General features: G+C 53.3%; 27 protein-coding genes. 5 read left to right on the top strand and 22 right to left on the bottom strand.

Going from position 1 to position 26,644, the window contains the following annotated elements; all coding sequences use genetic code 11:
• Window positions 1-14 precede the first annotated feature (14 nt).
• The 4 genes from F3J38_RS07400 (at window position 15) to tatE (ending at window position 2,939) form a co-directional block, all read left to right on the top strand.
• Window positions 15-902 (top strand): ABC transporter substrate-binding protein, encoded by an 888-nt coding sequence (locus tag F3J38_RS07400; protein WP_167136434.1) that lies wholly within the window; start codon window positions 15-17, stop codon window positions 900-902.
• Complete coding sequence (locus tag F3J38_RS07395; RefSeq protein WP_167136432.1) at window positions 899-1,861, top strand: amino acid ABC transporter permease; 963 nt, start codon at window positions 899-901, stop codon at window positions 1,859-1,861. The genes F3J38_RS07400 and F3J38_RS07395 overlap by 4 nt, the downstream gene beginning before the upstream one ends.
• Entirely contained in the window at window positions 1,858-2,628 is a 771-nt protein-coding gene (locus F3J38_RS07390; RefSeq protein WP_167136430.1) for an amino acid ABC transporter ATP-binding protein, read from the top strand. The genes F3J38_RS07395 and F3J38_RS07390 overlap by 4 nt, the downstream gene beginning before the upstream one ends.
• A 107-nt stretch (window positions 2,629-2,735) precedes the next feature.
• Window positions 2,736-2,939, top strand: coding sequence for a twin-arginine translocase subunit TatE (gene tatE / locus F3J38_RS07385; RefSeq protein WP_167136428.1), 204 nt, complete (start codon window positions 2,736-2,738; stop codon window positions 2,937-2,939).
• Between the two features lie 132 nt (window positions 2,940-3,071).
• Here the strand turns inward: tatE and lipA are convergent, their stop codons facing one another.
• From lipA to leuS, 13 genes are all read right to left on the bottom strand, one after another.
• Window positions 3,072-4,037 (bottom strand): lipoyl synthase, encoded by a 966-nt coding sequence (gene lipA / locus F3J38_RS07380; RefSeq protein WP_167136426.1) that lies wholly within the window; start codon window positions 4,035-4,037, stop codon window positions 3,072-3,074.
• Between the two features lie 176 nt (window positions 4,038-4,213).
• Window positions 4,214-4,864 carry a lipoyl(octanoyl) transferase LipB gene (gene lipB / locus F3J38_RS07375; protein WP_167136424.1) on the bottom strand — a complete coding sequence of 217 codons (651 nt, stop codon included), beginning with the start codon at window positions 4,862-4,864 and terminating at the stop codon, window positions 4,214-4,216.
• Between the two features lie 69 nt (window positions 4,865-4,933).
• A complete protein-coding gene (gene ybeD / locus F3J38_RS07370; RefSeq protein ID WP_084935415.1) occupies window positions 4,934-5,197 on the bottom strand; it encodes a DUF493 family protein YbeD in 264 nt (87 codons plus the stop codon).
• 94 nt (window positions 5,198-5,291) lie between these two features.
• The gene (dacA, locus tag F3J38_RS07365; RefSeq protein ID WP_167136422.1) at window positions 5,292-6,503 is read right to left on the bottom strand and encodes a D-alanyl-D-alanine carboxypeptidase DacA; all 1,212 of its coding nucleotides are present in this window, start codon (window positions 6,501-6,503) and stop codon (window positions 5,292-5,294) included.
• 122 nt (window positions 6,504-6,625) lie between these two features.
• Window positions 6,626-7,720, bottom strand: coding sequence for an endolytic peptidoglycan transglycosylase RlpA (gene rlpA / locus F3J38_RS07360; RefSeq protein WP_167136420.1), 1,095 nt, complete (start codon window positions 7,718-7,720; stop codon window positions 6,626-6,628).
• Window positions 7,721-7,730: 10 nt separating this feature from the next.
• On the bottom strand, window positions 7,731-8,843 hold the full coding sequence (gene mrdB, locus F3J38_RS07355) for a peptidoglycan glycosyltransferase MrdB (protein ID WP_167137116.1): 1,113 nt from the start codon (window positions 8,841-8,843) through the stop codon (window positions 7,731-7,733).
• Between the two features lie 8 nt (window positions 8,844-8,851).
• On the bottom strand, window positions 8,852-10,756 hold the full coding sequence (gene mrdA / locus F3J38_RS07350; protein ID WP_167136418.1) for a peptidoglycan DD-transpeptidase MrdA: 1,905 nt from the start codon (window positions 10,754-10,756) through the stop codon (window positions 8,852-8,854).
• Between the two features lie 34 nt (window positions 10,757-10,790).
• Window positions 10,791-11,261 (bottom strand): 23S rRNA (pseudouridine(1915)-N(3))-methyltransferase RlmH, encoded by a 471-nt coding sequence (gene rlmH, locus F3J38_RS07345; RefSeq protein ID WP_013357098.1) that lies wholly within the window; start codon window positions 11,259-11,261, stop codon window positions 10,791-10,793.
• Window positions 11,262-11,264: 3 nt separating this feature from the next.
• Window positions 11,265-11,582, bottom strand: coding sequence for a ribosome silencing factor (gene rsfS / locus F3J38_RS07340; RefSeq protein WP_167136416.1), 318 nt, complete (start codon window positions 11,580-11,582; stop codon window positions 11,265-11,267).
• Window positions 11,583-11,673: 91 nt separating this feature from the next.
• Window positions 11,674-12,318 (bottom strand): nicotinate-nucleotide adenylyltransferase, encoded by a 645-nt coding sequence (gene nadD, locus F3J38_RS07335; RefSeq protein WP_167136414.1) that lies wholly within the window; start codon window positions 12,316-12,318, stop codon window positions 11,674-11,676.
• Entirely contained in the window at window positions 12,311-13,342 is a 1,032-nt protein-coding gene (holA, locus tag F3J38_RS07330) for a DNA polymerase III subunit delta (protein ID WP_167136412.1), read from the bottom strand. Before holA ends, nadD begins: the two co-directional genes overlap by 8 nt.
• Window positions 13,339-13,938 (bottom strand): LPS assembly lipoprotein LptE, encoded by a 600-nt coding sequence (gene lptE / locus F3J38_RS07325; protein WP_167136410.1) that lies wholly within the window; start codon window positions 13,936-13,938, stop codon window positions 13,339-13,341. Before lptE ends, holA begins: the two co-directional genes overlap by 4 nt.
• Before the next feature lie 14 nt (window positions 13,939-13,952).
• Window positions 13,953-16,535 (bottom strand): leucine--tRNA ligase, encoded by a 2,583-nt coding sequence (gene leuS, locus F3J38_RS07320; RefSeq protein WP_167137113.1) that lies wholly within the window; start codon window positions 16,533-16,535, stop codon window positions 13,953-13,955.
• A gap of 222 nt (window positions 16,536-16,757) precedes the next feature.
• Here leuS and F3J38_RS07315 point away from each other — a divergent pair, with 222 nt between their 5' ends.
• Window positions 16,758-17,240: a zinc ribbon-containing protein gene (locus F3J38_RS07315; RefSeq protein WP_167136408.1), complete on the top strand. Its 483-nt coding sequence runs from the start codon at window positions 16,758-16,760 to the stop codon at window positions 17,238-17,240.
• Window positions 17,241-17,320: 80 nt separating this feature from the next.
• On the opposite strand, the gene F3J38_RS07310 is transcribed toward F3J38_RS07315, so the two are convergent.
• The 9 genes from F3J38_RS07310 to miaB all read right to left on the bottom strand — a co-directional run bounded on the left by F3J38_RS07310 (window position 17,321) and on the right by miaB (window position 26,629).
• On the bottom strand, window positions 17,321-18,046 hold the full coding sequence (locus tag F3J38_RS07310; RefSeq protein ID WP_039330504.1) for an amino acid ABC transporter ATP-binding protein: 726 nt from the start codon (window positions 18,044-18,046) through the stop codon (window positions 17,321-17,323).
• Entirely contained in the window at window positions 18,047-18,724 is a 678-nt protein-coding gene (gene gltK / locus F3J38_RS07305; RefSeq protein WP_167136406.1) for a glutamate/aspartate ABC transporter permease GltK, read from the bottom strand.
• Window positions 18,724-19,464, bottom strand: a complete 741-nt coding sequence (locus tag F3J38_RS07300) for an amino acid ABC transporter permease (RefSeq protein ID WP_167136404.1) — start codon at window positions 19,462-19,464, stop codon at window positions 18,724-18,726. Before F3J38_RS07300 ends, gltK begins: the two co-directional genes overlap by 1 nt.
• A gap of 161 nt (window positions 19,465-19,625) precedes the next feature.
• Window positions 19,626-20,519 carry a glutamate/aspartate ABC transporter substrate-binding protein gene (locus F3J38_RS07295; RefSeq protein WP_034829071.1) on the bottom strand — a complete coding sequence of 298 codons (894 nt, stop codon included), beginning with the start codon at window positions 20,517-20,519 and terminating at the stop codon, window positions 19,626-19,628.
• Window positions 20,520-20,958: 439 nt separating this feature from the next.
• Window positions 20,959-22,485 (bottom strand): apolipoprotein N-acyltransferase, encoded by a 1,527-nt coding sequence (lnt, locus tag F3J38_RS07290; protein WP_167136402.1) that lies wholly within the window; start codon window positions 22,483-22,485, stop codon window positions 20,959-20,961.
• A 4-nt stretch (window positions 22,486-22,489) separates the two neighbouring features.
• Window positions 22,490-23,371, bottom strand: coding sequence for a CNNM family magnesium/cobalt transport protein CorC (gene corC / locus F3J38_RS07285; RefSeq protein ID WP_084935401.1), 882 nt, complete (start codon window positions 23,369-23,371; stop codon window positions 22,490-22,492).
• A gap of 82 nt (window positions 23,372-23,453) precedes the next feature.
• On the bottom strand, window positions 23,454-23,927 hold the full coding sequence (ybeY, locus tag F3J38_RS07280; RefSeq protein WP_167136400.1) for an rRNA maturation RNase YbeY: 474 nt from the start codon (window positions 23,925-23,927) through the stop codon (window positions 23,454-23,456).
• Window positions 23,924-24,997 carry a PhoH family protein gene (locus F3J38_RS07275; RefSeq protein WP_167136398.1) on the bottom strand — a complete coding sequence of 358 codons (1,074 nt, stop codon included), beginning with the start codon at window positions 24,995-24,997 and terminating at the stop codon, window positions 23,924-23,926. The genes ybeY and F3J38_RS07275 overlap by 4 nt, the downstream gene beginning before the upstream one ends.
• A gap of 207 nt (window positions 24,998-25,204) precedes the next feature.
• Window positions 25,205-26,629 (bottom strand): tRNA (N6-isopentenyl adenosine(37)-C2)-methylthiotransferase MiaB, encoded by a 1,425-nt coding sequence (miaB, locus tag F3J38_RS07270; RefSeq protein WP_167136396.1) that lies wholly within the window; start codon window positions 26,627-26,629, stop codon window positions 25,205-25,207.
• Window positions 26,630-26,644: the final 15 nt, after the last annotated feature.

The raw sequence follows: 26,644 nt of genomic DNA, 5'->3' as shown, positions 1-26,644 counted from the left end.
GGGGAAACTGGCCAATGAATAAATTAACAACAGCAATAGCGTTGGCTCTGGGGCTGACGGTCAACGCGGTGCAGGCAGCGGAGACGATCCCAACGCAGAAAGTCGATCAGGCACTGCATGACAGACTACCGGCAGAGATTAAAAGCGCTGGCAAAATGATTTCGGTAAATAACGGCTCTTTTCCTCCGTATGAGATCGTTAACGGACCACATTCGATGGACGGCGCCTCTGCAGATCTGACGAATGCGCTGGCACAGCTGCTGGGCGTAAAAATTGAACACGCCACGGTGAGCGGTTTGTCGGGTGTTTTGGCTGGCATCAACTCGGGCCGCTATCAGATGGCGATTGGTCCGATTGGTGACTACCCTGATCGTCAGCAGAAGGTCGATTTCATCGATTTTGTGCAGGAATTCGTGGTGTTCGGCGTGCAGAAGGGCAATCCAGCCAAAATTAACGGTCTGGAAGACACCTGCGGCAAGCGCATCGCCGTGATGGCGGCCGGTTCTGCCGAGCAGGTGATTCGTAAGCAGTCGGATGCCTGCGTTGCCGCAGGTAAGCCAGCGGTTCAGGTGCAATCCTTTACCGATCAGCCTTCCTCTATTCTGGCGGTGCGTTCCAAACGTTCGGATGCCTTCTTCTCATCACAAGCACCGCTGACCTATTTCATCGATCAGGCGAATGGTCAGTTGGAATTGTCAGGTAAGGGACAGAAAAACGGCTTTGGCGATATTTTCCAGGGCACCGTGGTCCCGAAAGGCTCTGAACTGGGGAACGTGGTGTTGGATGCCTATAAAGAGCTGTTCGCCAATGGCACTTATGCGGCCATTATGAAAAAGTGGAAACTTGACGGCAACATATTGCAGCAACCGGGGCGCAATCTGGCGCAGGGGACAGCAAAATGAATCCAGCAACCCACAATACGCGAGCCAGGGATAAGGCCGACGTGCAACAGCGCGATGTGGCTTTCGCCCGCAGTGCGCCTACCTATGGTCGCTGGATCTCATGGATTGTGGTACTGGTGATCGGAACAAACTTCCTTTGGTTGGTGGCGACGAACCCGAATTTTGAGTGGAAAGTGGTACTGCAGTGGTTCACTGAAGGTTCGGTGATGAAAGGACTGCAGGTCACGCTGGGGCTGACGGTGGTATCCATGATTCTCGGTACGCTGCTGGGTCTGCTTCTGGCGGTCTGGCGCCTGTCAGAGAATAAATTATTGAGTGGGCTCTCGTCGCTCTACATCTGGTTTTTCCGCGGTACGCCACTGCTGGTCCAGCTGATCTTTTGGTACAACCTGTCAACGCTGTTCCCGTCCATTTCGATCACGGTGCCCTGGACGGATATCACTTTTGCCAGTTGGAACACCAACGATCTGATCACACCCTTAACGGCAGCCATTGCTGGCCTGGCACTGAATGAAGCGGCCTATATGGCGGAGATCATCCGCGCTGGGTTGTTATCAGTGGATCATGGTCAGGTTGAAACTACCCAAGCGTTTGGTATGAGCCGCAGTCGTGCACTGCGTCGCATCATTATTCCACAGGCGATGCGATCGATTATTCCGCCCACGGGTAATCAGTTGATTAGCATGATCAAGGCGACATCGTTGGTGAGTGTGATTGCGATGGGTGATCTGCTCTATTCAGTGCAGGCAGTCTACAACCGTACGTTTGAAATCATTCCTATGCTGATGGTGGCAGTTATTTGGTATCTGTTTATCACCTCCATCCTGAATGTTGGGCAATCAGCAATTGAACGTTACTACGCGCGTGGTACCAAACGCACGGTGGTGGTGAATAAACGCCGGGCGGGCAGCGAAGAACAGAATATGACGGGCACCCCGCGCTTGAAGGAGGATGTATGAGTGATGTTCAGCCGCTAGTGCGCGCCCGTAATGTCCAAAAAAGCTATGGCGATAATCAGGTTCTGAAAGGCATTGATTTGGATGTGTTTCCAGGAGAAGTGGTGGTGATTTTAGGTCCTTCGGGATCCGGTAAATCCACCTTTCTTCGCTGTATTAACCATTTGGAAGATATGAATGCGGGCTCGATTATGGTCGGTGATGACCAAGTCGGCTATGAACTGAAACGTGGGATTTTGCATCGCTTATCGGCGCGCAAAATTGCCCATCAGCGCCAGAAAATCGGCATGGTGTTTCAGCAGTTTAATCTTTATCCGCACATGACCGTTTTGCAGAACATTATCGAAGCGCCGATTGGCGTGCATAAGTTCCCGCGTCAGGAGGTGTTGCAACATGCCCGGGAACTGCTTTCAACGGTGGGATTGAGTGATAAAGCCGATGCGTGGCCGCGCCATCTTTCTGGCGGACAACAGCAGCGCGTCGCGATTGCACGTGCACTGGCAATCAAACCTGCGTTGATGCTGTTCGATGAGCCGACATCGGCGCTTGATCCGGAGTTGGTGGGGGAAGTATTAGCAACGATGCGTACGCTGGCGGATCGCGGATTAACCATGATTGTGGTGACGCATGAAATAGGTTTTGCGCGTGAGGCAGCCGATCGGGTGGTGTTTATGGATGGCGGAGTGGTGGTGGAGCAGGGCAGTCCAGAACAGGTGATTGGCAATCCACAACATCCGCGCACGCAGGCATTTCTCAGTCGCTTCATTTAATGTTAATTGGATGTTGATCGTAATCTGTTACAGATTCTACTTGAGACAGGTGATAAACTGCGCGTTAATAGTTATGTTCGTTTTTCATTAAGGTTGAAAGGTAAAGTATGGAAGGTTTCAGCATTGCCAAACTGCTGATCATCGGTGCACTGATTGTGCTGCTGTTTGGTACCAACAAGTTACGTTCACTGGGTGGCGATCTGGGTTCCGCAATCAAAGGCTTCAAGAAAGCCATGAAAGACGATGAATCCACCGCAACCAAAAGCACCGCTGAAGAAGTACCTGCTGAACGCGTGAGTCACAAAGAGTAATATCACCACTACACGTCAATAAATGTAAAAATTTATGACGTCGATAAAAAAACCAGACTGCTTCCAGTCTGGTTTTTGTTTTTCTGGCTTCAGATAAATTTGGCTGCCGCACATCAGCAGCCAATAAGCCGATTATTTCACTTCCAACCCTTTCGCCTGCATATCGGCATGGTAGGAGGAGCGCACAAATGGGCCGCAAGCAGCGTGCGTGAAGCCCATCGCCATCGCCTCTTCTTTCATCTCATCAAACTCGGCTGGGCTAACATAGCGCTGGACGGGCAGATGGTGACGGCTTGGCTGCAGATACTGACCGAGCGTTAACATGGTGACGCCGTGGCGACGCAAATCGCGCATCACTTCAATAATCTCTGCGTTGGTCTCACCGAGGCCGACCATCAGGCCAGACTTGGTCGGCACATCTGGGTGCGCTTCTTTAAAGCGTTCCAACAGCTTCAGAGACCAGTCATAGTTAGCACCTGGACGAACCTGACGATACACGCGCGGCACGTTTTCCAGGTTGTGGTTGAATACATCCGGCGGTGTTGCGGTGAGGATTTCCAGCGCACGGTCCATACGACCACGGAAATCAGGCACCAGGGTTTCAATTTTGATACTCGGGCTTTTCTCGCGGATAGCGCTGATGCAATCGGCAAAGTGCTGAGCACCCCCGTCACGCAGATCGTCGCGGTCCACTGAGGTAATGACCACATAACGCAGTGCCATATCGGCGATAGTTTGAGCCAGCTTCAGTGGTTCATTGGCGTCTGGTGCATTCGGACGGCCATGGGCGACGTCGCAGAACGGGCAACGGCGGGTACAAATCGCACCGAGGATCATAAAGGTGGCGGTACCGTGGTTGAAACATTCAGCGAGGTTAGGGCAGGAAGCCTCTTCACAGACCGAGTGCAGGCCATTTTTGCGCATCGCGGCTTTGATACCCTGAATGCGGCTAGAGTCCGCAGGCAGTTTAATCTTCATCCACTCCGGCTTACGCAGAATCTCTTCACGCTCGACCATCACGGTTTTCACCGGAATCAGCGCCATTTTGTCGGCATCGCGATACTTGACGCCACGTTCCATCTGAATTGGTTTACTCATAAATCTGCAGGTTCCGGTCGGGATTGCGATTTGAAAGCTTCCTCACTCAAACTGAGAACCAGGCTTTCAACTTTTTTTGAAAATATGGCAAAAATTATATCATCTCGTCCGCCCATAAGCAGCCGATAAGCCCATACGAAAGTTACAATTTTGTAAATGCGCACAGACAGTCAAGGTCAGACCCTTGCCTCATTTTGCCATTCCAGTTGGGTAAAAGCGGTCAATCGGGCGAAATGTTGCACCAGGCGCGGCCTTACATCCGCTGGCGTGACGCCAGTATGTAATGCGCTGAGCTGCGTCATTTGCATGCCTGCATAGCCGCAGGGGTTTATACGCAGGAACGGCGTGAGGTCCATGGCGATATTCAAGGCTAATCCGTGAAAGGAGCACCCTTTACGAATGCGTAACCCAAGCGAACAGATCTTCTCATCGCCCACATAAACGCCAGGCGCATCGGCACGCGCGCGAGCAACAATACCATAGTCTGCGAGCGTACTGATTACCGTTTCTTCCAGTGCGGTGACCAATTCGCGGACGCCCATTTTGCGGCGCTTAACGTCAATCAGCACATACATGATTTGCTGCCCAGGCCCATGATAAGTCACCTGACCGCCGCGATCGCTTTGCACCACCGGGATATCACCGGGCATCAGCAGATGCTCAGCTTTACCTGCTTGTCCTTGGGTAAAGACGGGGTGATGTTCCACCAGCCAAATTTCATCGGCGGTGTGGCTGTCACGTTGATCGGTGAATTGATGCATGGCATCGGAGACGGGCTGCCAGTCGCGCAGTCCCAGTTGACGAACAAGTAGCGTGTTAGCTGACAAAGCGAAGATCCGGTAAAGAGTGGAGGCTTGAGTATAACGCTGGCAAAGCCGCCTTTGCCAGCGAGGGTATTACAGAACCATGCGCACGATATCGATGTTACCCAACTCTTCGTACAGAGTTTCCACTTGTTCGATATGGGTGGCGATGATGGTAATCGAAACTGAATGGTAGTTGCCTTTGCTGCTTGGCTTCACGTCAGGTTTGTAGTCGCCCGGCGCATGGCGCTGCACCACTTCAACCACTTGATCAACCAGCTCCGGTTGCGCCAGACCCATCACTTTGTAAGTGAAGGAGGTAGGGAATTCGAGCAGTTCATTCAATTTGGTTTTCATTATTCACTCCGGTGCTTAAAAACAGGCTCCCGCCGAGGCGGGAGCAAATATAGTAGCTTATTTGGGGGCAATGTGGCGTTTTTTCAAGCGCGCCTTAGCCGAACCAGTGGTGGAACATCAGTTTGATGTAATCGATGATACGACTGAAGAAGCCACCTTCTTGCACTTCGTTCAGGACGACCAGCGGGCGCTGTTCAATCGTTTTGCCATCCAGCTGGAAGTTAATGCTGCCCACTACCTGATTTTTCTGCAGCGGCGCATGCAGTTCGGTGTTGTTCAGCACGTAGCTGGCTTTCAAATCTTTCATGCGGCCGCGTGGAATAGTCAGATACGCATCTTTCTCCACACCTAACTGTACGCGATCGCTGTTACCAAACCATACCGGCTCTGAAGCGAACTCTTTACCGGCTTTGAGTGGTGCTACGGTTTCAAAGAAGCGGAAGCCCCAGGTCAGCAGTTTCTTGCTCTCGGTTTCACGACCTTTGTAGGTGTGACCACCCATCACCGCTGAGATCAGACGCATCTGGCCTTCCGTCGCAGAAGCCACCAGGTTGTAACCCGCCGCATCGGTATGACCGGTTTTGATGCCGTCAACGTTAAGGCTGGTATCCCACAGCAGACCGTTACGGTTCATCTGTTTGATATTGTTGAAGGTGAACTCTTTTTCACGGTAGACCGAATACTCGTCCGGCACGTCACGAATCAGTGCCTGGCCGATCAGCGCCATATCACGCGCCGAGCTGTATTGGCCTTCAGCATCCAGACCGTGCACAGTCTGGAAGCGGGTGTTTTTCAGACCCAACGCACCCACGTAGTTGTTCATCAGGCTTACAAACGCATCCTGGCTGCCAGCAACATAGTCGGCCATGGCCACACAGGCATCGTTACCTGACTGCAACACGATACCGCGCGTCAGCTGAGAAACCGGTACGCGATCGCCTGGCTTCAGGAACATCAGTGAAGAGCCTTTGAACACCGGGTTACCGGTTGCCCAGGCATCTTTACCTACGGTGACGATATCGTCGTTATGGATTTTGCCTGCTTTGACGGCTTGACCAATCACGTAGCTGGTCATCATTTTGGTCAGGCTGGCGGGATCGCGACGCGCATCGGCGTTTTTTTCGGCCAGCACTTTGCCGGAGTTGGCATCGATCAGCACATAAGCTTCAGCATCGATTTCCGGGACGCCCGGGATCATCGTCTTAAGATTAACATCGTCCGCAAATGCGGCATGGCTGAGAGAAAGGGCGACCAGTGATCCCACTGTCAGGCGTTTCAGAAAACGAGAAGGTTTCAGCGTATTCATGTTAAGGACTACAACATCCGTGGGCTAAGAGTGAAAAAAGTGCCTTACTATAGCAAACGCCCCATCAGGCGACATCTTGCTTTGCAAATCAGTTTCAGCGGTAAAGGTCACTGCCCGTGATATTAGGGGCGGGCAGTTGTAATAAATGAGCTCATTTGAGCTTCTGTCGTCAGGCGCTGCTGCAGTGCGGCGGCTTCGGCACGGCTACTAAAACCACCGAGTTGGATGCGGTAGACGTTGCCGTTCGCTTCCACATTACCGGGTACACCAAAGCGTTTGCCAAGGCTGGTCGCCAACTGGCGAGCACGCGCAGCATCATTCACCGCGCCAACCTGAACCACGTAGCCACTGCCAGCATGGGCGGTCTGACTGACCGGTGCCGCAGCACTGGCAGCAACAGGTGCGGTAACCGGCGCTGCCACAGGGGACGGGGTAGGTTCACTGCCTTCCAGCACGCCATTGGCTAACGGCTGTGGTGCTCCAAGGAAACCGCCACTCTGTACCGGCGCGCCCAGGCTGCCATTGCTTTGCAGCGTGCTGTTGTCTACGGCGCGGACATCCTGAGGTGCCGGTTCTGGTGTGGCATTAGCACTGCTGCCGCCCATCATCACCATGCCGCCGCCTAAGTCAGGACGGGAGGGCAGGGCATAGCTCTGTTTGGCGACGGTGGTGCCAATGGTGCCAGGACCAGACAAGGAGCCATCGGGCGCAACTTTGATGTAATCCACGCGGACGCGCGAGTTGTTCGAGATATTCAAACGGTCACCCGCGGCACGAGACAGGTCGATAATACGTCCTGGTGTGTAAGGGCCGCGATCGTTGACGCGCACCACAATCTGGCGACCATTCGCAAGGTTAGTGACGCGCACATAGCTTGGCAGCGGCAACGTCGGATGGGCAGCGGTCATCGCATCGGGATCGTAGGCTTCACCAATGGCGGTGCGATTGCCTTGCGCTTCAGCACCGTACCAGGTTGCCAGGCCCACTTCGCTGTAATTCGATGGGTCTTTGATGACGCGATAGTTTTTACCGTTGACGCTGTAATCCTGACTGGTCGAAGGATTGATCGGTTCATAGCGCGGCTCCACGCCTGGAATTTCAACCACTGGGCCGTTGTAGGCCGGTTGTGGCGGTGCCGTGTTCGTCTGCTGTTCTGGTGTGGAACAGGCAGCCAGTACCAGTGATGCCAGTGCAACCCCAAGCCAATCCTTACGCATGTGCAGCCTCTTAAACGCTTTTAGATAACATTTTTCGATGAGTATGGATCGACATCACGATGCCAAATCCGGCCATTAACACAATCAATGCCGATCCGCCGTAGCTCACCAGCGGGAGCGGTACGCCAACCACCGGTAAGATACCACTTACCATGCCAATGTTAACGAAAACATAAACGAATAAAATCAGCATCAAACCACCGGCCATCACGCGTCCAAAGGTGGTTTGCGCCCGCGCGGCGACGATCAGACCACGTAAAATCAGCAGTAAATAGAGTACCAGCAGCAGTAAGACGCCGACCAGGCCGAGTTCTTCTGCCAACACCGCGAAGATAAAGTCAGTATGGCGTTCTGGCAGAAATTCCAGCTGTGACTGGGTGCCATGCAGCCAGCCTTTCCCGCGCAGTCCACCGGAACCAATCGCGATTTTTGACTGGATGATGTGATAACCCGCGCCGAGTGGGTCACTCTCGGGGTCAAGCAGCATCATGACGCGATCGCGCTGATAGTCGTGCATCAGGAAGAACCACAGAACCGGAATAAACGCCGCCACCAGCAGGACCGCCACCGCAATCAGCTTCCAGCTCATGCCGGACAGGAACAGCACGAACAGACCGGAGGCTGCGATCAGGATCGAAGTACCAAGGTCAGGCTGTGCAGCCACTAAGAGCGTCGGCATGAAAATCAGCACCAACGCGATACCGGTATTCTTCAGAGTCGGAGGGCAGACATCGCGGTTAATAAAGCGCGCGACCATCAACGGCACCGCAATTTTAGCGATCTCCGAGGGCTGGAAACGCACAAAGCCCAGATCGAGCCAACGCTGCGCCCCTTTACTGATATGACCAAAGGCATCAACCGCTACCAGCAGTATCACGCAGACAATATAGAGATAGGGCGCCCAGCTTTCATAGACGCGCGGCGGCACCTGCGCCATCACCAACATGATGATAATGCCCATCGCAATCTGACCGAGTTTACGCTCCATCATGCCAGGATCCTGACCGCTGGCGCTCCAGATCACGATGGCGCTGTAGGTTAACAACGCCAGGATAATCAACATAAACAGGGGATCGATATGGATACGCGTCCAGATCGATCTTTTCTGCGGGCTATCGTTCATGGACATCTTTATTCACCTTCGTAGCCAGGCGGCGTCGGTGCAGCTTCAGGCAGCACGGTGTTGTTGTCGCCTAACATAATATGGTCGAGAATTTGACGCATCACGGTGCCAACCGCTGGGCCCGCTCCGCCGTTTTCCAGAATCATCGTGACGGCCACACGCGGTTTGTCATACGGCGCGAAAGCGGTCATTAACTTGTGGTCGCGCAGCCGTTCTGCAATCTTGTGGGCGTTGTAGGTTTCGTTCTCTTTCAGACCGAATACCTGTGCCGTACCTGATTTCGCGGCGATTTTGTAAGGCGCATCGGCAAAGCTTTTGTGTGCCGTACCATTAGCACGGTTCGCCACGCCATACATGCCATCTTTAGCAATTTCCCAGTATCCCGAATGAATATCGCCAATCGGCGCATCAGGGGGTTGGCGGTACGGCACCATCGTCTGGCCTTCACGCGTTGCGCGCAGCAGATGCGGGACTTTAATCACACCGTCATTGATCAAAATCATCATGGCTTTGTTCATCTGCACGGGTGTGGCTGTCCAGTAACCCTGGCCGATGCCCACCGGGATGGTATCACCCTGATACCACGGCTTCTTGAAGCGCTTCAGTTTCCATTCACGCGTCGGCATATTGCCTGGGCTTTCCTGCGGCAGATCGATGCCGGTACGATGGCCATAACCAAACTTGGTCATCCATTCGGACAGGCGATCTATCCCCATGTCATAGGCCACTTGATAGAAGAAGGTATCGGCTGACTCTTCCAGTGATTTGGTCACGTTCAGGCGACCATGCCCCCACTTTTTCCAGTCGCGGTAGCGTTTTTCAGAACCCGGTAACTGCCACCAGCCGGGATCGAACAGGCTGGTATTGCGGTTAATCACGCCTGCACTCAACGCGGAAACGGCAACGTAGGGCTTAACTGTTGATGCCGGCGGGTAAGATGCCTGCAACGCGCGGTTATACAGCGGACGGTTTTCATCGCTCAGCAAGGCTTTGTAGTCTTTGCTGGAAATGCCATCCACAAATAAATTGGGGTCATAGCTGGGGGTTGAAACCAGTGCCAGTATCTCACCGGTGCGCGGATCGCTCACTACCACTGCGGCACGGCTGCCGGTCAGTAAGGTTTCAATATACTGTTGCAGTTTGAGATCGACAGTCAGATAGATGTCGCGCCCGGCCTGAGGTGATTGCTCGTGCAGTTGACGAATGACGCGACCGCGGTTGTTGACTTCAACCTCTTCGTAGCCGGTCTTACCGTGTAGCACGTCTTCGTAAAAGTTTTCGATGCCGAGCTTGCCGATATCATGCGTGGCCGCATAGTTGGGCCATTTGCCTTCATCATCGAGTCGTTTGACGTCACGGTCGTTGATTTTGGATACGTAACCTACGACGTGCGTTAACGTCTGACCATAGGGGTAGTAACGGCGCTGATAGCCTTTAACTTCCACACCCGGGAAACGGTACTGGTTCACCGCAAAGCGCGCCACCTGAACATCGTTAAGGGCCGTCTTCACGGGAATAGAGGTAAAGCGGCGTGAGCGCTTGCGCTCTTTTTCAAAGGCGTCGATATCGTCGTCGGTCAGGTCCAGCACTGGACGTAAATCCTGCAACGTCTGTTTGAGATCATCGACTTTTTCAGGCACCAGTTCAGCCTGATAAATGGTGCGATTGAGCGCCAACGGCACGCCGTTGCGATCAAAAATGATGCCGCGGCTGGGGGCGACGGGCACCAGCTTGATGCGGTTTTCATTCGAACGGGTGCTGTAATCGTCGAAACGCAGAATCTGCAGGTGGTAGAGATTGACCACCAGCACGCTGGAGAGCAAAAAAATGCCAACAAAAGCTACCAGAGCCCGGCGGACAAAGAGTTTCTGTTCAGCACTGTAGTCGCGAAAGGCGTTGCTCTGTAATTTCATCCGCTGCGTTTATTGTCTGGAGGTTGTCAGGCGTTTATTCACGGTGATAAGGATGATTCGTGGTGATGCTCCAGGCACGATACAGGCTTTCTGCCACTAACACGCGCACCAAGGGGTGCGGCAGGGTTAACGCAGACAGCGACCAGCTCTGCTCAGCGGCGGCTTTACACGCTGGAGCCAGTCCTTCTGGACCACCGATCAGCAAGCTGACATCTCGGCCATCCAGCTTCCAGCGTTCCAACTGCTGTGCCAACTGTGGCGTTTCCCACGGCTGCCCTGGAATATCTAACGTGACGATACGGTTGCCTTTACCCACGGCAGCCAGCATCGCTTCGCCCTCTTTTTCCAGGATGCGTTTGATATCCGCGTTCTTACCACGTTTACCGGCCGTCACTTCGGTCAGTTCAAACGGCATATCCTTAGGGAAACGGCGCAGATACTCCATGAAGCCGGTCTGAACCCAGTCGGGCATTTTGGTGCCAACGGCCACAAGCTGAAGTTTCAACGCTTAGCTCCAGAGCTTTTCCAGCTCATACAGCTGGCGGCTCTCTTCCTGCATCACATGAACAATCACTTCACCGAGGTCAACCACTACCCAATCTGCGGCAGCTTTACCATCAACACCCAGCGGTTTGAGGCCAGCGAGGCGTGATTCCTGGATGACATGGTCGGCAATAGACACGACATGGCGCGTCGACGTGCCGGTGCAGATAATCATGCAATCGGTGATGCTGGATTTGCCCTGAACATCGACGGCAATGATGTCCTGGCCTTTAAGATCATCAATCTTATCAATAACGAAATCTTGGAGTGCTTTACCTTGCAAAAGGTTCCCCTTAAAAACAGGTGATTACGAGCAGGCAGAATGCCCGGAAAACGTAGCTGAAAATGAAGCGGCGCAGTATAGCACGCAACGATCAGCCGCGATATAAGCCAGCGCGATCGATATAGTCGATAACGGCGTCCGGCAAGAGATCGGCACAAGAGCGTCCGTTGTGGCGGCGCTGACGAATTTCCGTGGCGGAGATGTCAAACAGTGGGGTGTCAGCCAACCAGATGTGACCTGCCGGTGAGTGATGTAACTGCTGCGGACTATGCGCCCGATGCGCGTCCAGCCACTGCTGCATTTCATCGGTATCCATCTGCGTGGCATAACCCGGCCGCTGACAGACCAGTAAATGGCACAGGGACAGCAAATCTTGCCAACGATGCCATTTGGCTAACGTTAGCAGAGAATCCTGGCCGATGATAAACCCGAGGGGCTGTTCTGCGCCGCGTTCCGCACGCAATGCTTCAAGTGTGGCCACGGTCCATGAAGGCGTTTCACGCTCCAACTCACGCGTATCGATATCGAATAAAGGACGATCGGCGATGGCACAACGCAGCATGGCGACACGCTGCTGCGCGCTCGCTTCGGGTTGTGGGCGGTGTGGTGGCACATTGTTGGGTAGCAGCGTCACTTTTTTCAACCCAACCAGCTGCGCCAGTGCTTCTACCGGGCGTAAATGACCGTAATGGATAGGATCGAAGGTGCCGCCAAACAGCGCATAGAGTTTAGACATCGGTAAAACTCAAGGGAAAATCGCGGTGACAGATGAGCAGTGACAGCGTTTCTAACTGCGGCCAGAGGTTTTGCCCATAATCCTGCTTCATGGTCAGCTCTAACTCCGCCAGCAGATGAACTGCGCGTTGTAAACGGCGCGCATCCAGGCGCTGCAATGCCTCGGTAAACAGTGCACGGCGATTTTGCCAAATGCGCTGCTGATCCATCAATGTGCGTAAGCCCTGTTTCGCTTGGTTACGCTGCAAATGCAACAGGGTGAGCAAATCACGCTGTAGCGAGCGCAGCAGAATCACCACTTCGGCATCTTCTTTTTCCAGTTGATGCAGAATGTGCAGGGCGCGTTTACTTTTTCCCGCCAGTAGCGCATCAACCCAGTGGAACGGCGTAAAATGCGCGGCATCATTCACTGCGGCTTCTACGCGTGGCAGGGTTAATTTGCCATCCGGCCAGAGCAGTGAGAGGCGTTCCAGCGCTTGTCCTAAGGCTAATAAGTTGCCTTCGTAACAGTAACAAAGCAGTTGGATGGCGGCGTCATCGACACTCAGTTTCATGGCTTTAGCGCGGGTCGCAACCCAACGCGGCAGCTGAGCCTGTTCCGGTGTTTGGCAGGGAACCAGCACCGCTTGTGCACTCAGCGCTTTAAACCAGGCGCTGTTTTCTTGAGCTTTGGTCAGTTTTGCCATGCGCAATATCAGCAGGATATCGCTGTGAAGCAGGCTGGCCAACTTAACCAGTTGCTCCGCCATGGCCGCATTGGGGCCGTTCTCCGGCAACTGCAAGGTTAAGGTTTGGCGCTGGGTAAACAGGCTGAGCGCCTGACAGCTGGCAAAGATGGCGTCCCAGTCGGTTTGTGCATCAAGGGTTACGCTGAAGTGTTCTTCGAAGCCCTGCGCGCTTGAGACGGCACGGATGGCATCCGCGCTTTCCTGAATCAGCAGAGGCTCATTACCGGTGAGAAAATAACAGGCGCGCAGCCCCTCTCGAAGCTGCGCGCTCAGTTGTTCAGGATAAATCCTGATCATTGCAGACTAGTAGCTGACGAAGATGACACTTCCGGTGAGTTCTGACCCGGTGCAATCGTCTCCGGCTGCGGCAGTGATACTTTATTGGCTTCCTGTGCAGCATGCACCACCAGCAGTTTACGTACCAACTGCTCGGCGGCACGTTGGCGCATCTCCTGCACGATCATGTCCTGCTCGGCATCCTTCGCCAATGCGGCATTCGGGTTGTCGAAGAAAGAGCGATACACGGTGGTGCTGATCGGATAGATACCTTTGCCCGGAATCAGAACCTGTGCGGTGACCGTCATCACCAGTGAATACTCCGCAGTGGTGCCACTAATAAACACCGATGCGGTATCACGGCCCTGCATCTCAGCACCTAAGCGCAGAGTGGGGTATTTCGCACTGGCCATTTTGCTGTCATCAACAATAGTCACATCATTGATACGCAGCTGCTGACGCACGGTACGAGCCAGTGGACCGTAGGGGTCACCACTCTGGACGATCAGCGTTTTCATCTCGGTAGGCACCAAAGTGGTGCCGCGCGGGTGAAAACCACAGCCGGCGGTGATCAACACCGCCAGTAGGACAAACAGCCTGATAATCAGTTGTCGCACAGTTCCTCCTGAACTTAACCTACGACCAGGTTAAGCAGTTTGCCAGGGACATAAATCACTTTACGAAGGGTGACGCCATCCAGATATTTCGCCACCAGATGCTCCTGCGCAGCACGCGCCTGAACCTGCTCCTGAGTAGCATCAGGCGCAACGGTAATCTTGCCGCGCACTTTGCCATTAACCTGTACCACCACCAACAGTGAATCTTCCACCATTGCAGCTTCATCAGCAACCGGCCAGCTCGCCTCATCCACGTTACCTTCACCGCCCAGCGCCTGCCACAGAACATAGCTGGCGTGTGGGGTGAACGGATAGAGCAGGCGAACAACAGCCACCAACGCTTCCTGCAGCAGGGCGCGATCTTGCTCGCTCTCTTGCGGCGCACGCGTCAGCTTGTTCATCAGCTCCATGATAGCAGCGATAGCGGTGTTGAACGTCTGGCGACGGCCAATGTCATCGGCCACTTTGGCGATGGTTTTGTGCAGATCACGACGCAGCGCTTTCTGATCGTCATTCAGCGCATTAACGTCCAGTGCCACGGTGGCACCTTTTTCAACGTGATCGTAAGCCAATTTCCAGACACGTTTCAGGAAGCGGTTAGCCCCTTCAACACCGGATTCCTGCCACTCCAGCGTCATTTCTGCTGGGGAAGCAAACATCATGAACAGACGCACGGTATCTGCACCGTAACGTTCTACCATCAGCTGCGGGTCGATGCCGTTGTTTTTCGACTTCGACATTTTGCTCATGCCAGCGTAAACCACTTCGCGGCCTTCGTTGTCGATAGCCTTAACGATACGGCCCTTCTCGTCGCGATCAACCGTGACATCGACGGGTGAAACCCAGTTGCGCTCGCCGCTCGCGCCGGTGTAATAGAACGCGTCGGCCAGCACCATACCCTGACACAGCAGGCGTTTTGCTGGCTCGTCAGAGTTCACCAGACCCGCATCACGCAACAGCTTGTGATAGAAGCGGAAATACATCAGGTGCATGATGGCGTGTTCGATACCGCCGACATACTGATCGACCGGCAGCCAGTAGTTGGCCGCAGCGGGATCCAGCATGCCTTCGTTGTAGTCTGCACAGGTGTAACGTGCGTAGTACCAAGATGACTCCATGAAGGTGTCAAAGGTGTCGGTTTCACGCAGGGCAGGCTGGCCGTTAACGGTGGTTTTCGCCCACTCAGGATCGGCTTTGATCGGGCTGGTGATTCCGTCCATCACCACATCTTCCGGCAGGATAACCGGCAGTTGGTCTTCTGGCGTTGGCATTACTGTGCCATCTTCCAGCGTTACCATTGGGATAGGTGCGCCCCAGTAACGCTGACGTGACACACCCCAGTCGCGCAGACGGTAGTTAACTTTACGCACGCCCACGCCTTTTGCAGCCAGCGCATCAGCAATCGCGTTGAAACCAGCCTGATGATCCAAACCGTTATATTCGCCAGAGTTGAACAGCGCGCCCTTATCGGTCATCGCGGCTTCGCTCAGGTCAGGCTCTGAACCGTCAAGATTCAGGATCACTGGCTTAATATTCAGGTTGTACTTGGTGGCAAATTCCCAGTCACGCTGGTCATGGCCCGGAACGGCCATCACGGCACCGGTGCCGTACTCCATCAACACGAAGTTAGCCACCCAAACTGGAATCTCTTCACCGGTCAGCGGATGGATAGCAAACAGGCCGGTGGCCATGCCTTTCTTCTCCATCGTCGCCATGTCGGCTTCCGCCACTTTGGTGGTGCTGCATTCGGCGATGAAGTCTGACAGTGCCGGGTTGCTGGCGGCAGCCTGACGGGCCAGTGGGTGACCCGCAGCCACGGCGACATAGGTGGCACCGAGGAAGGTGTCTGGACGGGTAGTATAAACCGTCAATTTCTCTTCGCTGTAAGCCACGTCGAAGGTGATTTCTACGCCTTCAGAACGGCCAATCCAGTTACGCTGCATGGTTTTGACCTGCTCAGGCCAATCTTCCAGCTTATCGAGATCGTTCAGCAACTCTTCTGCGTAGGCAGTGATTTTCACAAACCACTGTGGAATCTCTTTGCGTTCAACTTTGGTGTCGCAACGCCAGCAGCAGCCGTCGATAACCTGTTCGTTAGCCAGTACGGTTTGGTCATGCGGGCACCAGTTCACCGCAGAGGTCTTTTTGTAGACCATGCCTTTTTCATACAGCTTGGTGAAGAACCACTGCTCCCAGCGATAATACTCTGGCTGGCAGGTCGCTAACTCACGGCTCCAGTCATAGCCAAAGCCCAGCAGTTTGAGCTGGTTCTTCATGTATTCGATGTTGTCGTAGGTCCAAGGCGCTGGCGCAGTATTGTTTTTCACCGCGGCACCTTCAGCCGGCAGGCCGAAAGCATCCCAGCCGATCGGCTGCAGGACGTTTTTACCGAGCATACGCTGGTAGCGTGCAATCACATCGCCAATAGTGTAGTTACGCACGTGGCCCATGTGTAGGCGGCCAGAAGGATAGGGCAGCATTGAGAGGCAATAGTATTTCTCTTTACCTTCCTGCTCAGTCACTTTAAAGGTTTCGTTTTCGTCCCAGTGCTGTTGGACGCGGGATTCTATCTCTTCCGGGCGGTATTGCTCTTGCATGGCTGCCTGTGGTCCTTTGTGAAAATCGTTTTGCATACTTTTAGATCCGCATAGCATACCCATAAGGCTCTCCCTCAACAACATTTCACGCCCCTGCCGACCGGATTTCTGCGTAATGCGCCGCTGCTTTCACCCTTTTACGATTTCCTCGGCTCAGCGCACAGCAAATATGACAGAACAGCTAAACTTAAAAGCAGCTATTCCGGCGGAAAGGAGAACAAAATGAATAACGTGGCGCAGGAGTATCGTGCAACGATAGCGGCATTAACCCAACGGCTTGAGCAAGGCGAGCGTGATGTCGATGCGCTGGTTGCCGAAGCGCGACAGGATTTACTGGCAAAAAAAACACTGACCCCTTCTGAGGTTAATGAGGTGATGCGGGCCGTAAGGCGTGACTTACATGAGTTTGCGCTCAGTTACCAAGAGTCCTCAGATGTTTTAGGCGACTCGGTGTTTATGCGGGTGATTCGCGAAAGTCTCTGGAAGGAGTTGGCCGATATCACGGATAAGAGCCAATTGGAGTGGCGTGAGGTGTTTCAGGATTTGCGCCACCATGGTGTTTATCAAAGCGGAGAGGTGGTCGGATTGGGCAATCTGGTGTGTGAGCAGTGTGGTTTCACGCGTGCGATATACACCCCAGAGAGCTTAACGCGTTGCCCGGAGTGTGGGCACGACCATTTCCAGCGTCAGCCTTTTGAACCTTGATGGGGTAAACTCGCGTGATAAATCGCGCCACTGCGTGATGGGGAAACACAAGCACACAGTGGCGCAATGGATGGCGCTAATTAATGCAGGATCTTCGCGAGGAAGTCTTTCGCACGGTCAGATTGCGGGTTGTTGAAGAAGTCATCTTTGTTGGTGTCTTCGACAATTTTTCCTTCATCCATAAAGATCACGCGATTGGCCACCTTACGTGCGAAGCCCATCTCATGCGTGACCACCATCATGGTCATGCCTTCATTCGCCAACTCGACCATCACGTCCAGCACTTCGTTGATCATCTCTGGATCCAGTGCAGAAGTCGGTTCGTCAAACAGCATCGCAATCGGGTCCATGCACAGCGCGCGGGCAATCGCCACACGCTGTTGCTGGCCGCCAGACAGTTGTCCTGGGAATTTCTCAGCATGCGCAGCCAGACCGACGCGCGTCAGCAGTTTGAGGCCTTTTTCACGCGCGGCAGCTTTATCACGCTTCAGCACTTTAACCTGCGCCAGCACCAGGTTATCGACAATACTGAGATGCGGGAACAGTTCGAAGTGTTGGAACACCATACCCACCTTGCTACGCAGTTGTGCAAGGTTGGTTTTCTTGTTGTTCACTTCGGTGCCGTTGACTTGAATACTGCCTTGCTGCACTGGCTCCAGACCATTAACTGTCTTGATCAGCGTTGATTTTCCCGAACCGGACGGTCCGCAGACCACCACCACTTCACCTTTTTTCACTTCGGTGGAGCAGTCGGTCAGCACCTGAAAGTGACCATACCACTTAGAAACATTTTTCAGGCTAATCATTTAAACCGTCCTTTTTCTTTTCAGATAGCTAACCAACAGCGAAGCGCTCAGGCTGATCACGAAGTAGACCAGACCGGCAAACAGAACCATCTCGACTTGGGTACCGTCACGCTCACCAATGGTTGAGGCGGTACGGAAGAAGTCAGCCAGGCTTAACACATACACCAACGACGTATCCTGGAACAACACGATGCCCTGCGTCAGCAGCAATGGCACCATGGCGCGGAATGCCTGCGGCAGGATGATCAGTTGCATCGACTGCCACTGGGTCATGCCCAATGCCAGCGCCGCATTTGACTGTCCACGCGAAATGCTTTGAATCCCGGCACGAATGATTTCCGAGTAATAGGCTGCTTCAAACAGCGCAAAGGCCACCATCGCAGAGATCAGGCGAATATCGGTTTTGGGTGAGAGCCCTAAAACCTGTTGCAGGAAAGCGGGCACTACCAGATAGAACCACAACAGCACCATCACTAATGGCACGGAGCGGAACAGGTTGACGTACAGCTTGGCAAACCAGCGAATCGGTGCAAACGGAGACAGGCGCATCACGGCCAGAATCGTGCCCCATACGATACCGAACACCACGGCAACCGCCGTGATTTTGAAAGTGATGATCAAGCCATTCCATAAATAGGGCAGGCTGGGTGGAATCGAACTCCAATCAAACTGATACATTATTTGCCTCCCAGGTTGCCAGGCAGGCGAATTTTGCGTTCTACCAGACTCATAATCAGCATGATCACCAGGTTAATGCCGACGTACGCCAAGGTGATGGCGGTGAAAGATTCGTAGGCATGGGCTGAGTAGTCGAGCAGTTTGCCCGCTTGTGCCGCCATATCGACCAGACCGATGGTCGAGGCGATAGCAGAGTTCTTCACCAGGTTCAGCATTTCCGAGGTCATCGGCGGCACAATGACGCGATACGCGTTGGGTAACAACACGTAGCGGTAGGTTTGTGGCAGCGTCAGACCGACGGCCAGGCCCGCATTTTTTTGACCACGTGGCAGCGACTGAATGGCCGCACGAACCTGCTCACAGACACGTGCTGCGGTGAACAGTCCCAGGCAAATGGTGGAAGAGATGAAGAACTGTACGTTCGGATCCAGCCCCGCCTTAAACCACATCCCCAGTTTTTCCCCGACCAGTTCTGGTGCCACCAGATACCAGAAGAAGAACTGTACGATCAGCGGGATGTTACGAAACAGTTCCACGTAGCAAGTGCCGATAGTCGACAGCAGGCGATTAGGCACGGTACGCAGAATGCCAAAGAAGGAACCTACCAGGAAGGCGATAATCCAGGCACAGCAGGAAACCGCAATGGTGACCTGAAATCCGGACCACAGCCAGCCGAGGTAAGTCGTATTGCCGAACGGGGCCTGTTGTAAAAAGATGCCCCAGTTCCAATCGATACCCATAACGAGCTCCGGTAAAAAAAGGGTAGCGAGGCTACCCATAAGATTGTTGAGCGGTGTCTTGCGTCCTGCTTCAGGGGAACGACCTGTTGCAGTCTGTCTGTCCTCACCGCGTGTTCAGCAATCGAGAGGGCAGCCTAACTGCCCTTGTTTTCATTGTTAATTCAGAGTGCTTTGTCGTTTGGTGCCTTGAACAGTGCCTGCATATCTGGAGACAGTTCAAAGTTCATATTCAGGTTTTTCGGTGGAATCGGCTGTTTGAACCAGGTATCGAACCACTTAGCAGCTTCACCAGAGGTCTGCGCTTTCGCGATGGTGTCATCCATCAGCTGTTTGAACTGCGGATCTTCTTTACGCAGCATACAGCCGTAAGCTTCTTTCGACTGTGGTGTGCCAGTGATTTGCCAGTCATCTGGTTTCTTCGCTTTAGCACGTTCACCTGCCAGCAGCGCGTCATCCATCATGAAGGCCACAGCACGTCCGGTTTCCAGCGTACGGAAAGAATCGCCATGGTCTTTCGCACTGATGATGCGCATGTCCATTTTCTTCTCATCGTTCAGCTTGTGCAGCAGAACTTCAGAAGTGGTGCCTGAGGTCACGACAACGGTTTTGCCTTTCAGATCAGCAAAATCTTTGATATCGCCGCCTTTTTTAACCAGCAGACGTGTACCGATGATGAACACGGTATCGGAGAACGCAGCTTGCTGCTGGCGCTCAAGGTTGTTGGTGGTTGAACCGCACTCGAAATCGTAAGTCCCGTTCTGCAACAATGGAATACGGTTTTGCGAGGTAATCGGCAGCATTTTGACCTGCAGATCCGGCTTATTCAGCTTGGCTTTGATCGCCGCAACGATAGCGTTGGAATAATCCTGTGAATAGCCAACCACTTTTTGCTGGTTGTCGTAGTAAGAAAAGGGAACTGATGACTCACGATGCCCAACGACGATCACGCCGCTATCATTAATTTTTTTCAGGGTGCCGGTGAGATCTTCCGCCTGGGCCGCTCCCGCTGCTGCTCCCAACAGCAGAAGCGATAATGCCACTTTGCGTGTCTGCATGTTCCTACTCCTTTGAGTGAATGTCGCGCAGAACATAAACTGCGCAGATTGTGATGTTGTGTGTATTTCCTGCTGCTTTTCTTATTATCCCTTAGCGCAACTGCGCGCAGGATAGTGATTAACATAGCGAATTGTTAACGCAATGAAACAAAAAAGTTTCTTTTTTGCGAGCCGCTCCGCACCAATAAGAGGCAAAAAAACGCCTTTGCGCTATGAAGGTGCGAATCAGTGCCAGATAGTAGTGCATAAACATGGCATTACGCTGACAGAACACTGATGTTAATAAAACCACTGAAATAAATAGCAATGATCGTGCCAGCACGAAGAAAAGAGGAAAAAAGCCAGCAGAGAATCTGGTAAAGCGTAGCCGATGGGAGCGAAAAACAGCGCAAAAAAAAGGCGAAGTGAGCACTTCGCCTGTCAGAGTGTGAGCAAGGTGTCAGTTACGACGGCGAATGATCGCCAGCACGATACCGATCAGTGTCAGGATCCACACCGGCCAGATACCTGCTTTTGCGTAAGGTGTCTCGCCCGTTGTGGGGGTCACTTTGGCCTCCAGCACTTCGCGCGTGAATTGTGGAATCTCTTTTTCTACTTCACCATCGGCATTCACTACCGCAGTGACACCGTTGTTGGTGGATCGCAGTAGCGGTCGGCCTAACTCCAGAGCACGCATACGTGCCATCTGGAAGTGCTGCCATGGACCAATAGAATGACCAAACCAGGCGTCATTGGACACCGTCAGCAGGAAGTTGGTATCCGAATGGAAGTTTGCCCGTACTTGTTCACCTAAAACGATTTCGTAGCAGATGGCGCTGGTCAGATTATAGCCCGACACTTTTAACTGCGGCTGCACATAGGCACCCCGACTGAACGATGACATCGGCAGGTCGAAGAACGGTGCCAGCGGACGCAGCAGGTCTTCCAGCGGCACAAATTCACCAAAGGGTACCAGATGGTTTTTCTGGTAACGGTTGCGACTTTGATAGCTGTAAGGCTGCTCGCCGCCCAACACAATCACCGAGTTGTAATCGTGGTAGCGGTTGTCGCCTTCGATCCGTGAATCGACAATACCGGTAATCAGGGAACTGCCACGTGCGCGTAACTCCTCATCCAGCGCCTTCAGGAACGGCTGCTGATTACTTTCCAAATCGGTAATAGCAGATTCCGGCCAGATGATAATGGGCGCTTTGCCCATGTAAGGCTGGCTGTAGGAGGTGTAGACGCGCAGGGTGTTCAACAGTTGTTGTGGATCCCACTTCATTGACTGTGGAATGTTACCTTGCACCATTGCCACATCCACGCTGCGTTCTGGCAGGGGTTGATACCACTGCAACATGCGGAGTGGCCACGGCAGTAGCAGCAAGGCTGCGGCGGCGACCAGGCTCTTTATGCTGCGATGATAAAGCGCATGCACACCTAAACCGGCAATCACCATTAACAGGAAAGTGATAGTTTCGACGCCAGCCAGAGGTGCAATACCTTTCAGTGGGCCATCGATCTGGCTATAACCGAACTGCAACCACGGGAACCCGGTGAGGATCCAGCCGCGCAGGAATTCGCTGATCTGCCACAACGCGGGAGCCGCTAACGCCAGACGCCACAAGGATGCGCGAGGCCACAGGCGATTTAGCACCGCAGCAAACAGCATCGGATAGATGGCAAGGTATGCCGCGAGCAGAATGACGAGGAAAACATTCACCGGGCCGGGCATGCCACCAAAGGTGGCGATGCTGACGTAAACCCAGTTAATACCACTGCCGAAGAGACCAAAGCCCCATACGAAACCTATTGCTGCCGCCTGAGGGCTACGCCGATCCAGCAGTAGCAGTTGCAGACCAGCCAGCGAAACTAATGCCGCGGGCCAGAAATCGTAAGGAGAAAAGGAAAGGGTGCCAACGGCACCCGTGATTAACGCCAGCAGCAAGCGAACCCGCTGCTGCGAGTAAAGAGAGGCTAAAGCCATAGAATTATTCGTCTTCCAGTTGCGGTTGTGGAGAATCTTCCGGAATTTTCACATGCACCTGGATGATACGGCGGCTGTCAGCCATCACGACTTTGAATTGGTAACCATCAATGTCAATGCTTTCACCGCGAGCGGGAAGGTGGCCGAATGCCTGCATCACCAGACCGCCGATGGTATCCACTTCGTCATCACTGAAGCTGGTACCGAAAATCTCATTAAAATCTTCAATAGGCGCCAGCGCGCGCACGGTATAGGTGTGGCGGTTAAGCTGACGGATATCACGATCTTCCTCATCGTCATATTCATCTTCAATTTCGCCGACAATCAATTCGAGAATGTCTTCGATGGTGACTAGCCCAGAAACGCCGCCGAACTCATCAATGACAATTGCCATGTGATAGCGCTGGGAACGAAACTCTTTCAGCATGCGGTCGACACGCTTACTTTCGGGCACTACCACCGCAGTACGCAGGACTTTTTCGATGCTGAACGGTTCAGACGCGCTGCTCATAAACGGCAGTAGGTCTTTGGCCATCAAAATGCCTTCAACGTGGTCTTTGTCTTCGCTGATCACCGGGAAGCGTGAGTGGGCGGAATCAATAATGACCGCAAGACACTCTTCAAGGCTTTGGTTGCGTTTAAGGGTGATCATCTGGGAGCGCGGGATCATGATGTCACGCACACGCTGTTCGGCAATATCTAACACCCCTTCAAGCATGTCGCGGGTGTCTTGGTCGATCAGCTCTTTCTGCTCAGAATCGCGGATTAGCCCCAGCAGTTCGTCACGATTTTTAGGTTCACCGTGAAACAGTTGGTTGATTAACAGGGAGAAAAAACCCTTTTTACTACTGGGTGCGTCGCTGTTTTGAGAATGGTCGTCGCTCATGGCGTTTTTATTTCGTTCTCTCTAATGAGGGAAAGGAACTGCTGGCATCCTCGCCAGCAGCGCAATAACCCGAAACGGAGTTTCAGGCGTCTTCTTTCTCCGAAATGTACGGGTCAGGATATCCAAGAGCAAGCATTATCTCGGTCTCCAGCGCCTCCATTTCTTCGGCTTCATCGTCTTCAATATGATCGTAACCCAGCAGATGCAGCGTGCCGTGTACCACCATATGCGCCCAATGGGCTTCAAGGGTTTTGCTTTGTTCTTCCGCTTCTTGCTCAACAACCTGACGGCAGATAATCAGATCGCCCAGCAGCGGTAATTCAATACCCGGTGGTGCTTCAAAAGGAAAGGAGAGCACGTTTGTGGGTTTGTCTTTGCCGCGATAAGTCAGATTAAGCTCATGACTTTCCGCTTCATCGACCAAACGAATGGTCACTTCACTTTCAGGCTGGAAAGGCGTGACTGCCGCTTCCAACCAGCGTTGAAAGGCGGTTTCGGCTGGCAGGCCGTTTTCATCGGCACAGGCCAACTGTAAATCTAAAATCACCGCGCTCATGAAGGCTCCTGCGGGCTGGGTTGGGTCGCTAGCTGAGCCGCCAGCGCTTCACGCTTGCGGTCTTCAGCCAGTTTGTCTCGGCGTTTTTGGTCAGCTTCTTCCCATGCTTCATAAGCATTCACGATGCGTGCGACAACTGGATGACGCACCACGTCTTCGCTGTGGAAAAAGTTAAAGCTAATTTCATCGACTTCCGCCAACACTTCAATGGCGTGGCGCAGGCCTGATTTGGTGCTGCGTGGCAGGTCAATCTGCGTCACGTCTCCGGTAATCACCGCTTTGGAGTTGAAGCCGATTCGCGTCAGGAACATCTTCATCTGTTCGATAGTGGTGTTCTGACTCTCATCCAGGATCACAAAGGCGTCATTAAGGGTACGACCGCGCATGTACGCCAACGGTGCCACCTCAATAACATTGCGCTCCATCAGCTTTTCTACGCGCTCGAAACCCAGCATCTCGAACAGGGCATCATAAAGTGGACGCAGGTAAGGATCGACTTTCTGGCTGAGGTCACCCGGCAGGAAGCCGAGTTTTTCGCCGGCCTCAACGGCGGGACGCGTTAACAGGATGCGACGAATTTCCTGCCGCTCCAGTGCATCTACTGCTGCGGCAACGGCCAGATAGGTTTTACCGGTACCGGCTGGGCCCACACCAAAGGTGATGTCATGGTCGAGAATGTTGGCCACATACTGCGCCTGGTTAGGCGTACGCGGTTTAATCACACCGCGCTTGGTTTTGATGTTTATGGCTTTTCCAAACTCTGGCACGCTCTCCGCGGTTTGTTCCAGCACGCGGCTCTCTTTAATGGCCAGATGGATTTGGTCCGGCTCTATATCAGGGATCAACCCACGGACTGGCGCGGTATCCACATACAGGTCGCGCAGGATGTTCACCGCAGCGTTCACACTCAGCGCTCGGCCCACCAGTTTAAATTGGTTGTCACGACGGTTGATTTCGATACCCAGACGTCGTTCAAGTTGCTTCACATTGTCATCAAACGGACCGCACAGGCTCAACAGCCGACGGTTATCTGCCGGTTCAAGGGCGATTTCACGAGTTTCGATATTCAAATGAATCCTTTGGGTCGCTCAGGGCCAGTTGAAAAGGGGTATCAGATGCTCTGATTAATGACTTGAGCATCATTACGGAATTATTTATGGGGTCACGCCCAGGTGCAAGTTGCAAAGGAGATATTTGGGCGTCGCTTAAGGAATACAAGCGTAACTGACTGAAAATCGCGACAGCGCGGTGTGCACTGTCGCTCAGAGATTCGGGGATCAAGGCTGGTAAATACCGACGCCGATGTCATTTTCACGACGTGTGCGGGCAATGACGGCTGCTGGGCTTTGGTTCACGCGCAGGGCCATTTCATCTTCGGTACGCACCAGCTTACCGCGCAGTGAGGTAGCATGGATATCGATGATTTCAACATCAACAAATTTACCGATCATCTCGACAGGGGCTTCGAAATTGACCACGCGGTTGTTATCCGTACGTCCCATTAACTCCATGACATTCTTACGCGAAATGCCTTCTACCAGCACACGCTGCGTGGTGCCGAGCATACGGCGGCTCCACGCCATTGCCTGCTGATTGAGACGTTCCTGCAAGATATACAGGCGCTGTTTTTTCTCTTCTTCTGAGACATCATCAGGCAGATCGGCGGCAGGTGTGCCTGGGCGCGCTGAGTAGATAAAGCTAAAGCTGACGTCAAAATTGACGTCAGCCACTAACTTCATGGTTTGCTCGAAGTCCTGTTGCGTTTCGCCTGGGAAACCGATGATAAAATCTGAACTCATCTGAATATCAGGGCGCGCCTTCAACAGCTTACGGATGATCGCTTTGTACTCCAGCGCGGTGTGTGCGCGCTTCATCAATGTCAGGATGCGGTCAGCACCACTTTGCACTGGCAAATGCAGGAAGCTCACTAACTCAGGCGTATCGCGATAGACATCAATGATGTCATCCGTGAACTCAATAGGGTGGCTGGTGGTAAAACGGATGCGGTCGATGCCATCAATAGCGGCGACCAGACGCAATAATTCCGCAAAGCTGCAGATCTGGTCATCAAAGGTCGTGCCGCGATAGGCGTTGACGTTCTGTCCTAGCAGGTTAACTTCACGCACGCCCTGCGCGGCGAGTTGCGCGATCTCCAGCAGAATATCATCGCACGGACGGCTGACTTCCTCGCCACGGGTGTAAGGCACCACACAGAAAGTACAATATTTATTGCAGCCTTCCATGATCGAGACATAAGCGGTAGGCCCATCAGCGCGGGGCTCAGGCAGGCGGTCAAACTTTTCGATTTCCGGGAAGCTGATATCAATCACCGGGCTTTTCGTGCCGCGCACCTGATTTAGCATCTCTGGCAGGCGATGCAGGGTTTGAGGACCAAACACAATATCAACGCAATTCGCACGTTCGCGCAGGCGTTCACCTTCTTGTGAAGCGACACAACCGCCGACACCAATGATCACGTCAGGATTCACCGCCTTCAACTTCTTCCAGCGTCCCAACAGGGCGAAAACCTTCTCCTGTGCCTTCTCACGAATGGAGCAGGTATTGAGCAGCAGCACGTCTGCCTCTTCGGCTTCATCGGTCAGGGTGTAACCGTGTGTGCTGTTCAGCAGGTCGGCCATCTTAGATGAATCATACTCATTCATCTGACAGCCCCAGGTTTTGATATGCAGTTTTTTGGTCATCGAACTAGCCATTGA

The sequence above is a fragment of the Candidatus Pantoea formicae genome (assembly GCF_011752625.1).
In the GTDB taxonomy this organism is placed as follows: domain Bacteria; phylum Pseudomonadota; class Gammaproteobacteria; order Enterobacterales; family Enterobacteriaceae; genus Pantoea; species Pantoea formicae.
This window is presented reverse-complemented; position numbering and strand designations above follow the sequence as displayed.